The 14,328-nt window shown below is 71.9% G+C and carries 6 protein-coding genes; 2 read left to right on the forward strand and 4 right to left on the reverse strand.

The genetic code is table 11. The annotated features are described in order from the left end of the window. The 4 genes from AB0J52_RS09105 to AB0J52_RS09120 all read right to left on the reverse strand — a co-directional run. On the reverse strand, positions 1-1,210 hold a 1,210-nt coding region (locus AB0J52_RS09105), incomplete at its 3' end, for a glycosyltransferase family 4 protein (protein WP_500181041.1). Beyond that, a complete protein-coding gene (locus tag AB0J52_RS09110) occupies positions 1,207-2,271 on the reverse strand; it encodes a hypothetical protein (protein WP_500181042.1) in 1,065 nt (354 codons plus the stop codon). The genes AB0J52_RS09105 and AB0J52_RS09110, both read right to left, overlap by 4 nt. A 19-nt stretch (positions 2,272-2,290) precedes the next feature. Beyond that, a complete protein-coding gene (locus AB0J52_RS09115) occupies positions 2,291-4,423 on the reverse strand; it encodes a PIG-L family deacetylase (RefSeq protein WP_500181043.1) in 2,133 nt (710 codons plus the stop codon). After that, positions 4,420-6,018, reverse strand: coding sequence for a stealth family protein (locus AB0J52_RS09120; RefSeq protein ID WP_500181044.1), 1,599 nt, complete (start codon positions 6,016-6,018; stop codon positions 4,420-4,422). The genes AB0J52_RS09115 and AB0J52_RS09120 overlap by 4 nt, the downstream gene beginning before the upstream one ends. Before the next feature lie 739 nt (positions 6,019-6,757). On the opposite strand from AB0J52_RS09120, the gene AB0J52_RS09125 reads away from it, so the two are divergent. Together AB0J52_RS09125 and AB0J52_RS09130 are read left to right on the forward strand one after the other, a co-directional pair. Then, positions 6,758-8,392, forward strand: coding sequence for a phospholipase D family protein (locus AB0J52_RS09125; RefSeq protein ID WP_500181045.1), 1,635 nt, complete (start codon positions 6,758-6,760; stop codon positions 8,390-8,392). Beyond that, positions 8,389-14,328: hypothetical protein (locus AB0J52_RS09130; protein WP_500181046.1), on the forward strand; the 5,940-nt coding region annotated here is incomplete at its 3' end. The genes AB0J52_RS09125 and AB0J52_RS09130, both read left to right, overlap by 4 nt.

The following is a 14,328-nucleotide window of genomic DNA, read 5'->3' on the forward strand; positions in this document are numbered from 1 at the left end:
CGCCCCAGGCGGCGAGCCGGTCGATCTTGGCGGCCTGCCGGGCGGGGGCGTCGCGGCCGGCCAGCAGCCGCTCGTACAGGGCGTCCCATCGGCCCATGACCAGGTCGATGTCGTACTCGGCGGCCTGGCGCAGCGCGGCCGCGCCGAAGTCCCTCAGCATCTGCGGGTCGCCGATCAGCTTGAGCAGCGCGGCGGCCAGGCCGTCGATGTCGTCCTGGGCGACCAGGAACCCGTTGACGCCGTCGGTGATGATCTCGGCGGGGCCGGTCTGGCAGTCGTAGCTCACCGCCGGGACCCCGGCGGCGAACGCCTCGACCAGCACCAGCGGGAACGCCTCGCCGTCGCGGGAGGTGAGCAGGCAGACCGAGGACTTGGCCCACTCCTCGGCCATGTGCCCGGTCGGGCCGAGGAGCCGCACGTTGTCGTGCAGCCCGAGCGCGTTGACCAGACGGCGCAGCGCGGACGCCCGCGGACCGTCGCCGAAGATCCGCAGCTCCCAGTCCGGGTGGGTCTCGACGACCTGGGCGAACGCGCGGATCGCGTGGTCGACCTGCTTGTCGGGCACCAGCCGCCGCGCCATGGTGACCGTCTTGGCCGACAGCGACGAACGCGGCCGGAACCCGGCGGGGACGGGGTTGACGATCACCTCGAGCAGGGGCGCGCAGTCGGTCAGGGACTCGGCGAACCACTCGCGGGTGCGTTCGGTCAGCACCACCAGGGCGTCCAGGCGCGGCGCGTACCGGAACAGCGGCTCGCCGGTGCCGCCGCGGATCTGCGACGGCCGGTGCTCCTGGTGGACGGTCAGCACCCGCGCGGGCGGCAGCGTGGTGGTCACCGCCATCAGCGCGGGTGAGGTGGACACCAGCACGTCGGTGTCCAGCTCGCGCAGGGCGTGCTCGATCTCCATGTCCGACAGCCGGTGGAACGCCCTCTCCCAGCGCGGCTCGATCAGCCGGGACGGCGCGGCGGCCAGGGCGCGGCAGACCTCGTCGCTCATACCGCCGGCGCGGACCGGGCGCGGCACCGGCCCGGTCTCGTCCACCAGGTAGCGGACGGGGAGACCGGTGTCGAAGAACCGCTCGGCGCTGGTCCGGAAGACGCTGATGACCTCCACCTCGTGCCGGGCGGCCAGGAACTCGGCCTGGGTGTAGACGGCGCGCTCGGTGCCGCCCATGGCGTCGGCCCAGGTGAGCATGAACGTGATCTTCACGAGGAGACCTCCGGGGAAGCGGCGGGGGCGCCGGCCGGGACGGGCGCGCAGGCCAGAACCAGATCACCGGAGCCGGTGTAGTAGGGGCGGACGCGCAGCAGCGCGCCGGGCGAGACGGCGAGCATCCGCTGCGCCACGCGCAGCGCGCGGCGCGGGTCGCGCACGTCGTGCAGGCGGCGGCCGAGCCGCAGCGGACGCTCACCGGGCGGTTCCGCGAACAGGTGCCACAGCCGCTCCCGGCTGCCGCCGCCGGAGGCCATCTGGCGCAGCGGCACGGTGACGCGGAAGACCGGGCCGCGGGCGCCGGGACGTTCGACCGGCGTGGCGGCGACGGTGTGCGCGGGCGCGGAGCCACCCGCCTTGCCGCGCGCCTGGAAACGTACCGCGGCCTCCGAAGCGGCCGATACTCCGACCAGTGTGAAGTCCACGGTGATCCGGGCGAAGGTGAGGTCCAGAGCGACGATCTCGGCGGACGGCTCGGGGTCGGTGACCCGCAGCAGGCTCATCCCGGTCGCCGAGGTCTCAGGGACGAACCGCATCCCGGACAGCGGGCACGGCGGCGTCAGCGCGGTCGGGCCGTTCCAGGCGCCGAGGACGCGCGCGCCGCCGAGCAGGGTGAAGGCGCGTTCACCGGTGGCGGTGCGCACCTGGAGCCCGATCCGCCAGCCGCCGCGCGTCAGCCGCACGCCACCGGTGGCCTCGCCCAGCGGCACGGTCGCGGTCAGCTCCCCGGCGACCACCGGGTCGGCGGGCGCGCGAAGACGCCGACCGGCGCGGGCGAACACCAGCTCGGCCGGGCCGTCCACCGCTTCGGGGAGCCGGGCGTGCAGGTTGAGGGTCCGGCCGTCCAGCACCGCGAAGTAGGAGACCTCGGCCGACGGCCCGGAGGTGACCACCTTGGCCAGGCCGCTGCGCGCGACGGCCACCCGGACCGCTTCGTCGGTCTCGCGGCGGATACGCCGCTGCGCGACCGCCGTACGGACCTCGGCCTCCTCGCGCAGGCGCTGGGCGAACCAGCCCGGATCGTCGCGCGCCATGCGCCAGTACCGCGACGCGTTCATCGTCTGTCGTCCCCCGCTCTCATCTGTCACCGGGCGCTCGTACGCCCACGGTCTGCCACTGCCATCGGGCGGTATCGGCTCCGGAACCGGACGGGGCGTAGGGCCGGGTCACTCTGAGCCGCCCCGACGGATCCAGTACGGCCGTCACGGCTCCGCCTCGCCCGTCCAGCACGGTGGCCGGGGCGTGCATGAACAGTCCGGGGGCGCCCTGCCAGCGGGCTCCGCCGGCCGAGACGCCCACGCCCCCGGACGCGTCCCGTCCGACCAGCAGCGGACCACCCCCCGCCGTTCCAGACGGCTCCACCGCACCGACCGGACCGACCCCGCCCGGGCCCGGCAGGCTCTCGGGCCGGTCAGGCCACGCTCCGGCCGGAGTCCGCTGCCGGAACACCCATGTGCCGGGACCGCCGACCTGCCGCGCCACCAGGCTCAACCGTCCCCGCCCGTCGCGAACCATGCTCAGCGGCCCGGTCACACCCGCCTTCGTCGGCGTCCACGCGCCGGGCCCTTCGAGCGGCCGGCCGGGGGCGGGCTGACGCCAGTGCCACAGGCCCGGTGTGCCCGGCGGCCTGTTCCACCGCCATTCGGCCCAGGCCGGGATCGCCGCGCCGAACACCTCGATACGTCCCGACGCGTCGGTTCCGGCGGTCAACCCGTCCTGGACGCGCTCGCCGCCGAGGTCGATCCACGGTCCGAAGGTCTGATCGGCGTTCTGGTACCGGACGCTGACGCCCTGACCGGAGTTGCGGCTGAACACCGCGATCCGGCCCGCGCCGTCCACGGCCGTCACCGGAGCGCCCGCGTCGTGCTCGCGCACCACGGTGGATCCGGCGGGATTGCCCAGATCGCGCCAGTTGCCGAACGGCCCGTTGGGACGGTCCTGCCGCGCGTACATGATCCGGTAGCGGGGCCGGGTCAGCGCGGCGGTCCGCAGCACGCGCAGCCCGAACACCGCCAGACGGCCGTCCGGCAGGCGCGCGACGTCCAGGTCGGAGACGAAACCGGGATCCGGCATCGCCACGCCCGGACGCCAGCCGCCGCCCGCCCGGTCCTGCTCCCAGCGCATCACCCGGTCGCTGACCACCGCGAACGCCACCAGTCGTCCGTCGCCCTGCGGCTGCATCCAAGGGGTGGAGCCGGTGTAGCGGGGGTGGGTGCTCTGCGGCCAGCCGTTGCGGTCGCCGGAGTCCCCGGTTCGCAGGTCTCCGCATCCGCCGGGTTCGCGGCAGGGGAAAGCGCCCTTGTCGGCCCATCCGTAGGTACGGATGAACGACATCTTCTCCTGGAACGCGTCCGGGCCGAGGTTGGCGGGCCAGTGCCGGTTGTAGTAGCCCCGGTAGTACTCCGTCACCACCGGCCCGGACGCCTGCCTCTGGTAGCGGCGCGCGGCCTCTCGCGTCATCAGCGCCGTGGCGGTGTGGTCGGGATGGTCGATGCGGTGCTCGAAACCCTTCTGGTCGGTGCCACGCTCCGGGTCCGGATCGAGAGTCCGGATCACCGACGGATGGAACCGTCGCATCAGCTCGTCCAACTGCGCGATCAGTTCGGCCCGCGTGTAGGACGTCGGCTCGCCCACCGGGCTGCCGAGCGCCGGACGGGTCCGCAACCGCCCGACCCCGCCTTCCCACAACCCCAACAGCCGCCGCATCTCGCCGTCGGAGCCGCGCCAGTTACCGGTGTTGAGGAAAACCAACCGCACGTTCGGCCGCGTGGCCAGGGTGTCGGACTCGACCGGCCCTTCCGCGGTGGGCAGCACGCCACGCGTCCACACCGCGTTCGGGTCCCCGGTCGCCATCTGGGCGTAGGCGCGCCGCAGCCCGGCCTGCCGCGCGGCGATGTAGCCCGGATAGTCGGTGGGGACCTTGGAACCCCCTGGGGCGATGTTCTGCCCGTTGCCCTCCCCTGCGGTGACGTAGACCGTGGTCACCGGCGCACCTGACCGCACCGACTGGAGCAGGTCAGGGCTGATGAAGTACAGGTCGTCGTCCGGATGCGCGACGACCTGCATGAACGCGACCGAGGACGGCCCTGCGACCCGCGTCGTGCTGGTCGTGTGGCGAGCGGTCAGCTCCCGGACCACCACCGCGCCCAGCAGGAGCGGCAGGACGACGCCGACCACGGCCTGCGCCCGCGTCGGAAGGAGCGGCCTCATTCGCCCGATCCGACTTCGTACGGGCTCGGGACCGGGAAGTACGCCCGCAGGAACCGCTCGACCAGCTCGTGCTGCCGCTCCGCCGCCTCCGCGTCGAACTCGGTGTCGTTGACGCAGAAAGCCTCGTACGGCCGCTGCTCCAACGCCACGTCCAAACGCTCGGCGGCGTTCGGGGAGGCCAGGTTGATGTACCGGTACGCCATGTCGGCCTCGACCGCGCGGCCGGTGAAGAAGCTGTAGTAGTGGTACAGCGACGACGGGATCGCCACGTCGTCCGGGTGCCGGAACTGGTGGGCGGCGGTCGCGGCGCTCTCCTCGGCGAACTGGTGCTCGATCTCCGACAGCACGCTGCGCCGCAGCGCGTGCGGGGTGTGCTTGATCCGCGCCAGCGGCACCCCGCCGAAGGTCCGCTCGATCAGCCGCCGGGTGTTCTTGCCCGCCGCCGTCGCCGGCAGGTCGGCCGCCGACGGGTCCCGCAGGTCCACCCGTTTGCTGGACGGGAAGAACTTGCCGGTCCCGTTCGGGTGGAAGAACGAGGTCGGAACCAGCGGACGCCCGAGGAACACGTCGTCGTTGAAGTACAGGAAGTGCTCCGCCAGCCCCCGGATGTGGTGCAGCTGCGACTCGATCGCGTGGGAGTTGAACGTCGGCAGCAGACCGCGGTTGCCGAAGATCTCCCTGTGGTCCACCACCGTGATCTTCGGATGGTCGGTGTTCAGCCAGGACGGCACCTGCGCGTCGGTGACGATGTGGATGTGCCGCACCCACGGCGCGAACAGGGCGAGGCTGCGCAGCGAGTAGCGCAGCTCGTCGCGGCTGGTGTACCGGGACTCATTGGCCGCCTGCTCGTGCAGCGTCTCGCCGGTGACCCGCTCGTAGGCCGCGTCGCGCCGGGCCCGCCACGCCGGGTCGCCGCCGTCCACCCACGTGTAGACCACGTCGATGGGGAAGGTGACCTCGTCCACCACCGCCAGGAGGAAATCGGTCCGGGTGGGGTAGCGCGCCTCGGTGTCGTCCTTGTTCGCCATCGGGGTCAGGACGGGCGCGGCGACATAGGTGATCTCACCTTCGGAGGACAGCACGTCGGTGATGCGGTTGGAGCGCGGCGCCACCAGCCGCCCGTCCTGCGACTCCCAGAACTCCACCACGCAACCGTGCTCAGGCCCGAGGACCATCTGCCCGTCGGACGAACAGAAGTTCCGCGAGACGCGGAACGCCTTACGCGTGCCCAGCCGATCCCACGCCTCCCGCCCGCCGGCGGCCCGGCCGCCGTCCGGGTCGTTCACGGGACCGATCTGCGCGTGCACCCGCTCGGCAGCCGCGGCCAGCGCCTCCACGGCCTGCTTCCGGTGGACCATCGGCACGGCGACGCCCGAGGCCCGGAAGTCCACGGGCCGCAGGCAGAAGAACGGCACCGACGCCGCTGTCAGCGCCGAGCAGACGAACTCCAGCGTCTCCCGCCACGCCTGCAACGGAGACAGGTCGTCTCGCACCCCGGCCACCCGCAGGCGGCCGTTCACCGGAAGCAGCTCGTATCCGTCACTCAGGCGACGGTGACGGTGCAGGAACAGCGAGTTCGAGACCCTCAACCGCATGTCCGGTGAGAGCAGCGCCCCGAGCCGCTGCTTGGCCGAATTTCCGGGCCCTCGCGGCGAAGAACCCGGAGAGTTCGTCTCCGATGCGCTTCGCGCCGGACCGAGCCCCCCGCTCACGAACACGCGAAGCTCCCTTCCGGGAGGGCGTGCGAGGTCTCAAGGCAGCGCATCGACACCGCCGGTATCCGTACAGGTCGTCCTGGGCGAAGTCGTCCGGGACGGCGGTGTGCCGGCCTGGTGCGAGAGCGGACGGCGTGGTCGGCCGCCCAGGACTGCTGGGCCTCGCCGGTCCCCACCGTCGCGGCCGACATCTTGTAGAGGGGCATGCCCCTACTTGCCCGGTGGTCCGGACCGCGTTCGCACGCACCCCGCACCCGAAGCCGCAGGGTCGCCGCCGTACGCCTGGGCTTCCCCGAGATCGCCGTCCAGGCGAAAGTTAACAAATCGGATTATTAAGCGGTAAACGGTCATCAACGGGACGGCGGCGACGGGTTCCGGGAAACAAGCGGCTCGACGGTCACCCTGGCGTGGCCGCGCGGCAGGAAATGGTCGCCGTCCGGATTAGGCCGGGTCGTTGTCCGAGGTGAGGCTCTTGTGCGAAAGTTGGCACACCATTGACTTCATCTTCGTTATTCCTGCGCTTGACTGTCGTTCGTGGCCAATGGCCGGTCGCCGTCTTCTGCTGCCAGAATGCCGATTCGTGCGGGAAGCCGTGTAAACGGCTTGGGGAGGCTTTCTGGTGGTTGATATCGACGCGCTGATGAAGAAGTACTTCGTCCAGCCCGAAGACACCGTCCCCCCTTCGCGGCCGCTCCCCGCCACCTTCGCGGGATGCAAGGTCACGCCGCTGATCGACGGCACCACCTACTTCAACGACCTCAAGGCGCAGCTCGCCACCCTGGGCGTGGGGACACCGGCCGAGAACGCCGGCCAGTTCATCTACATCGCCGGCTGGGACCTCCACCTGATGGGCGGCCCGGTCCTTCCCGCGCCCGGCTCGTCGGGCACCCCCCTGCCGACGGTCGAGCTGGAGAAACCCTTCTCCCTGGACGGGCCGGCGGCACCGGCCACCATGGCCGACCTGCTCAAGGCCAAGGCGAGGGCCGGGGTCGACGTCCGGATCCTGGGCTGGGTCTCGTTCGCCATCATGGCCGACGACTTCGTCCAGACCAAGGCGGTGCAGCACGGGCTGGGCTGGATCCGCGACATCAACATCGCCACCCTGGCCGCCATCAAGGACCTGCGAGCCGAACCCACCCTCGCCGACAAGACGTGGGTGAACATCCTGACCCACACCGCGGGCGCCGCGCACACCAAGCTGGTGGTCGCCGGAAGCGGCGCCGGCGCCGTCGGCTACACGGGCGGGATCGACCTCGTGGGCGACCGCCACGGCTCCCAGCCGCACCCGGCCCGGCAGTGGCACGACGTGCAGGCGAAGGTCGAGGGCCCGGCGGTGCAGGCGATGCACGACTTCTTCCGCGACATGTGGAACGAGGTCAGGGGCAGGAAGGTGCGGCCCTTCCGCCTCGGAGCCACCAGTCTCGGCAGCCACACCCCCGGCTCCCCCGCCCTGGCCGCGCGCACCCTGCCGACCACGTCGCCGGGCAACCACCGCGTCCAGTCGCTGCGCACCCTGCCCCAGTTCAACTACACGAGCACCAACCGGCTGCCGGAGAACGACAAGATCTCCTTCGCACCGGCCGGCGTGTTCGAGATCAGCACCGCGTGGTTCAAGGCGATCAAGGCCGCCGACAACTACATCTACATCGAGGACCAGGCCTTCTGGTCGCTCGACCTGATGAAGGCGCTGCGGGCCGCCGTCCAGACCAAGCCCGCCCTCAAGGTAATACTGGTCGCCGGCGTCGCCGACCCGACCGATCCGGTCTATCCGCCGTACGGGATGGTCGCGCTGACCCAGGGGCTGCTGAAGGGGCTGACCACCGCGCAGCGCACCCAGGTGGCGATGTTCTCCCGGGACGTGGTGGTCCACACCAAGTCCACCATCGTCGACGACGTCTGGGCGCTCATCGGCTCGGCCAACTTCGCCCGGCGCAGCCTCTACACCGACATCGAGCACTCGGTGGCCCTCATCGGCGGGGACGACCCGGTGGTGAAGCAGTACCGGGTGCGGCTCTGGAGTGACGCCTTCCGCCTCGCCGCGGCGGACCAGCAGAAGATCGCCGACATCGACAAGGCGCTCAACGTCTGGAACATCTCCTGGGGCACCGGGGGCAGCGGCGTCCTCCTGCCGTCGAGCGTCGCCTCCGTGGAGCTGCCCCTGCTGGTGACGAAGCTCAACGACCAGGAGCAGGAGAGGTACGACCTGTTCGCGGACGTCGACTCGCAGACGGCGTGGGGAGCGTGCTCGGTATGACCATCTTCATCACCCTGAAGGACTACCTGGGCGACAAGTGGCCCCCCTTCCTGCCCCAGCCGCCCGATCCCGCCGTCCTCTCCCACATCTGGATCGAGCCGCCGCAGACGACGGTCCAGCCGGACAAGGTCAACCTGGTGAGCCGCCTGCTCCTGGAGCAGGATCTCGTCCTGGGGCTGCCCGGGTTCGACGCGGTGAGCGTGGTGCTGCAGCGCGACACCAGCGGCTCCGCCGACCCCCAGGGGCTGGGCCTGGCGCTCGACTTCTTCCCGCAGACGGTGCTGCGCGTGACCGACGCGCCCGTGGCGCTGCGGTTCGGCCCGACGCTGCTGCGCCCCATGCGCAAGGTGACCGGAGGCGGTGACGCCCGTTACGAGCCCGACCCCGGACGCCCGTTCGTCGAGTTCACGGTGCCGAAACTGAGCGGGACCGCCAGCAGGGACGGCATCCAGTCCGACGCGCCGTTCACCGCCGCGCTCCCCTACCCCGTGCAGATCGCCGGCACCGGAGTGGTGATCGACAACGCCACGGTCGGCTTCCATCAGGCGAACGGCAAGGCGTGCCTGGTGCTGCAGTGGAAGGAGGGCGCCCTCAGCAGGCTGCTCGGCCAGTTCGTCCCCAACCTGGGCGACCGCAGCCCGGCGGGCGAGCAGGACGTCACCCTGCGCCTGATCATCGGCGCGGACGGCCTCGAAGAGGCCCGCCTGGACTGGCAGGCGGCCTCCCCCGGCGCCACGTTCGCGCTCCCCGGGCTCAGCGTGAACGTCCCGGCGTCCAGCCGCTTCTCGCTGCTGCTGATGCGCCAGGGCGCGGGCCTCGGCCGCGCCGCCTTCGTCGTCACCCTGACCGGCGCCGACCCGGTGACGGCGGGCAGCACCTTCGCCTGGGGCCGCGACGGCGACCGCGAGCTGCACAACGACGAACCGCCCCAGCCGCCCGACAAGCCGCTGTTCGCCGTCACCCTCACACCGGCGGACGGCCCGCGCAGCCTGGTGCTGCTCGACGTCACGCTCGGCGCGCCCACGCTGCCCGGTTTCTTCCGCCAGCTCACCACGCCGGTCCCGCCCCTCGACCTCAACGATCCCGCCTCGCTGTGCAAGCCCGTGGTGTTCGACGCGGCCGACCTCGGAACGGGTTGGACGGCGCGGCTGAGCGTCAACCTCGACGCCGGCGGCGGGTTCACGCTGCCCTTCCTCAAGCAGGGCCAGGGCGGCGACTCGCAGTTCCTGCAGCTCTACACCACCACGCCGCTCACCGGGCTGCCGATCACGCTCCCGCAGGGCGAGGTGGGCTTCGACATCGGCGTGCGGGTGCGGGTCCTCAGCATCAGCTTCGACCTGCTGTGCCGGCTCACGTTCGACCTCGGCACCTTCGCGCTCAAGGTCGACCACGACCAGGGGATCGCGCTGCGCTCGACGCAGCCCGAACGGGAGTTCCCCGACCTGTTCGGGATGCGCTGGCGGTTCAGGGGCAAGGACCTCGGCGACAAGACCTTCCACTACTTCACCCTGGCCACCAAGGACTACCACTACCAGCTCCAGCAGCCCGACGGGGCGGTGCTGGAGCTGGACTTCACCCGCGCGAGCGAGGAGCCGATCACCTTCAGCGTCCGGGAGTTCGCCCTGACGCCCAAGGGCGTCAACCTCACCGCCACCGTCACCGACCGCCCGGCGCGGCTGAACGGGCTGCGCACGCGGTTCCGCTTCACCGACAGCGGCTTCTCGATCCGCGAGAACCGCATCGCCGACTTCACCCTCGCCGGCTCGGGCCCGCTGCCACCGGACCTGGTCGGCGACGCCACCGCCGACATCGCCCTGCAGTTCGCCCAGCGCGACGGCGGCAACCTGACCCTGGTGCAGGGCGCGGCGAACCTGCGCGGCGTCAAGCTGCTGGACTGCAAGGGCACGCGCTTCCAGTTCTCGGTGGACGCGCTCGGCCTGCGGTTCGTCGACGACGGCGCCTTCCACCTCTACTTCACCATCACCGGCTCCGCCCGGTTCGTCCCGGCTCCCGGCGACGACGCCGACGGGCCGCTGGCGCTGCTCGGCAAGGTCCGGATCGACCTGGTCCAGTGCCCGCTCACCGGCGACGCCAAGGTGATCGCCAAGCATGTGAAGTTCCTGGTCGAGCTGCCCAAGCCCGTCACGTTCAGCTTCCTCGGCTGCTTCGAGATGGAGCTGCGCGCGATCGGCTTCGTCCCGCAGTGCGAGTTCTTCGACGGGGACGGCGCCATGCAGGTGACCGGCCAGCTCACGTTCGCGCAGGGGCCGGGCGACACCCCCGACTCGCGGCCGGACTACCACGAGCTGTTCATCGGCCTGCCGCTGCCGGGCGAGTTCGTGCCGCGCATCCACTTCAGCCGGCTGCCGGTGAACCTGGCCATCGGCGCGGCCTTCCGGCTGAACGGCGTGGTCGACTTCGTGGACGAGCCCGACCAGACCGGGCTGGTCGGCGAGGGCGTGGTGCAGATCCAGGGGCTGCCGACCATCGCGGCCAGCTTCGGGTTCCTGCGGGTGCGCCGCGGGGCGGGCTCGCCGTGGCTGCGCGCCTGGTTCCTCTACCTGGAGATCCGCCAGGTCAGCTTCATGATCCCGGTCATCCAGATCTACCTGCGCGAGATCGGGATGGGGTTCGGCTACCGGTTCACCATCGCCGCCATCAAGGCCGCCGACGCCGAGAACGACGTCCGGAAGCTGCTGAAGACCCTCGAAGGCCTCTCCCGCACGCAGGGGGACCTGTCCAAGCGCGACCGGTGGGCGGTGGACCTGGAGGACGCCGGCGAGGACCCGCGCTGGACGATCGTGCTGCGCGCCATGATCTCGCAGACGTCCGCCTCGGTCTCGCCGCTGCGCTACGACGCGTTCGCCGAGGCCGACCTGGCCTGCGTCTTCCTCGTCGACGCGATCATCGCGTTCCGCAGCGACCTGACCTTCTTCATGGCGGTGCGCGGCTGGTTCAACACCAACTACGCCGACTACGTCACCGACAAGGACGGCGCGCGCGAGAACCCCATCCTCAGCGGCTTCGTCCTGCTGTCCCCGCGGCAGAAGCGGTTCCTCGCCCACGTCTCCAAGCCCGAGGGCGGCAAGCCGGGTGTCCACCCGCCGCTGCCCGACTTCGTCCGGGACGCGATCGGCAACAGCCGCTTCTCGGCGACCCTGCTGATCGAGCCCGGCCTGTTCCACTACGAGCTGGGCTGGCCGAACATGCTGCGCTGGCACACCACGCTCGGTCCGCTGGCCGTGGAGGTCGAGGGCGGGTTCATCTTCCGCGTCTCCACCACCGAGATGGTGCTCGGCACCAGCTTCCTGGCGCGCGGCCGGCTCGACCTCAGCGCCGGGGTGGACCTCGGGCTGGTCGGCATGCGGATCAGCGCCACCGCGCGGGTGGCGTTCGGGGCCCGCTACATCGGCGTGGTCGACTTCCGCGACCCGTTGAACGACTCGGCCGTCTACGGGGCGATCGGGCTGGAGGTGCAGGTCTCCTTCGCGATCGAGTTCTGGATCAAGATCCCGCTGGTGTTCACCACGATCCGGCTCTCGTTCAGCTTCAGCCTGGAGATCAGCTTCAGCGCCGGGCTGGAGATCGGCGTGAAGGGCCTCAGCATCCCCGGCGTGCGCGGCAGCGGCACCGTCGGCGTCTCCTGCTGCGGGCACAGCCTGCAGGCCAACGTCAAGATCGCCTTCGAGGAGGACAACGTCCAGGCGGCCCTGGACCGGACCAAGCAGTTCCTGTCGCTGGGGCTGGAGGCCACCGAGGTCGAGCCGGTGCCGGGCACCGGCGGCGCGATGGACGCCGCGCCGCGGTTCGCGTCCGCCCTGGGCGCGCGCCGTGCCGCCCTGCCGCCGCGCGCCCTGGCGGCCGTGATCGGCGAGCGGACGGCCGCACCGGCTCCCGACGTGTTCCACGTGCCCGGATACGTCCTGTTCGTGCTGCGCGACGCGCCGAGCTGGGACACCGACCAGCAGACCTACTTCGTGCTGCTGCCGCAGGCCGAGCGGCTGCACCGGGACGCGCAGGGACGGCTGGTCCTGGACGAGGAGGGCTTCCCGGTCGCCGAGCCCGAACCGGGTTTCCTGCCGCCACCGCCCGCCGACGGCACCACCGTCGGCAAGGACTTCTCCCTGCACGTTCCGAAGCCCGCCGCCGGCGAGAACTACACCCTGCGGCACTTCGAACCGCTGCCGACGCCGCAGTTCGTCGACGTGACCGCTGCGGTCACGGCCGGCAACCCGATCACCTGGGCGGTGAACTGGGCCGCACGGCTGTACACCGGCGGCTCGGCCGAGCGCCGCGTGGTGAACCCGACCACCGGCCAGGCGGGCGACCCCGCGCCCCTCCAGGACGGGCTCAGCCTGGCGCAGCACCTCGGCAACGCCTTCAAGCAGACCTACACCGGCGCGGGGGACACCGCGGTCGCGCACCCGGTCGGCGACCCCGGCGCGCTGCCCGGCTACCGTCCGCCGGTCAGCGACCCCCGCGTGCAGAACCCCTCCGACAGCTCCTTCGAGGCGGCCGTGCGCGGAGCCTACGAGCAGTTCGGCGGCTCGCCCTACCTCAAGCGCGACCCCCAGGAGCTCTACGAGCAGCTGCTGGAGGCCGCCTTCGACCCGCACACCACGGTCTACGCCGCCGACGGCACCGCCCAGGACGGCGCCGACCCCGGCACGGTCGGCGCGGTCCAGGCCGCCCAGCAGGCCCACCAGCTGCGCGGCGTGATCATCCACGACATCATCGCCGACCTGCGCGCTTTCCACGCCGAGGCCGACCCGGCCCGGCGCGCCGCGCTGACCGCGCGTTCGCTGGCGTTCCAGATGGGCCTGGTGTTCGCCGTGCGGTCCGCGAACAACCGCCGTCCCGCCTGGCTCGACCAGGTGGGCACCGGCCTGGACGCACAGCCGTCCATCAGCCAGCGCGAGCGGCCCGACGCCACCGCACCCGGCGCCACCGGCCAGGACGTGCGGACCTTCAACGTCGCCCAGGCCCAGTTCGACCTGTTCCCGCCCGAGTTCCAGCAGGTGCGCCAGTACAGCGACGCGAGCACCATCGCGCTCTCCTGGGAGCTGAGCTGGCAGCGCACGGCGACGCCGGGGGTCAGCCGGGCCCAGAACGACCCCGACCACCACCTGGCCCACTACCTGGTGCGCCGACGCGCCCTGGACGGGGACGAGGCCGACCGCACCACCACGGTCAAACCGGTCAAGGTGCTGCACCGCCATACGACCGACGTCGCCGCGGGGGCCGGGACCACGCCGACCGACACCCTGTCGCTCCTCCAGCCGCGCTTCCAGGTCGTCGACCACTTCCCCGACACCGCCGCCGACCGAGCCGCGCTCCCGCGCGAGGGACGCGGCTACGTCTACACCATCACCCCGGTCGACTTCGCCGGCCACGCCGGGCGCCCGCTGACCCTGGTCGCGACGCGCTACCCGACCACGCCGCCGGCGGTGCCGGTGGACGGCGACCTCACCGTCTCCTACAGCATCGCCCCGTCCGACCTGCCCCCGGGCGGCGCCACGACCCCGCGGGTGATGGAGCCGCGGCAGGTCTACGTCGAGTGGAGCGAGGCGTCCCGCCAGGACGGCCCGGCGGTGCCCATCCGCACCTACCGGCTGGTCTTCCGCCGCGAGAGCACCGTGCCGATCGGCTCCTACGGCCTGGACAGCACGACCCAGCGCGGCCGCACCGCCGGGCTGCCGACCTCCAACGCCCGGCCGCTGCCCACCGACATCAAGATCGACCTGGAGCACGTCTTCGGCCCGCCCGGTGCGCGCGCGGCGGTGGTCCCGGTCGCCGCGCTGCGGGACGCGGGCGTGCTGCCCGACGGTCCCTGGCGTCCCGAAGCGTGGCGGGTGTTCTTCCAGACGGTCTCCGACCGGGACGTCCCGTCGGCGCTGGCGCCGGTGCAGCTGCGGCTCGCCGCCGAAGCGGTCGCC

Origin of the sequence: Spirillospora sp. NPDC049652 (assembly GCF_040675125.1) — a bacterium.
Classification (GTDB): Bacteria; Actinomycetota; Actinomycetes; order Streptosporangiales; family Streptosporangiaceae; genus Spirillospora.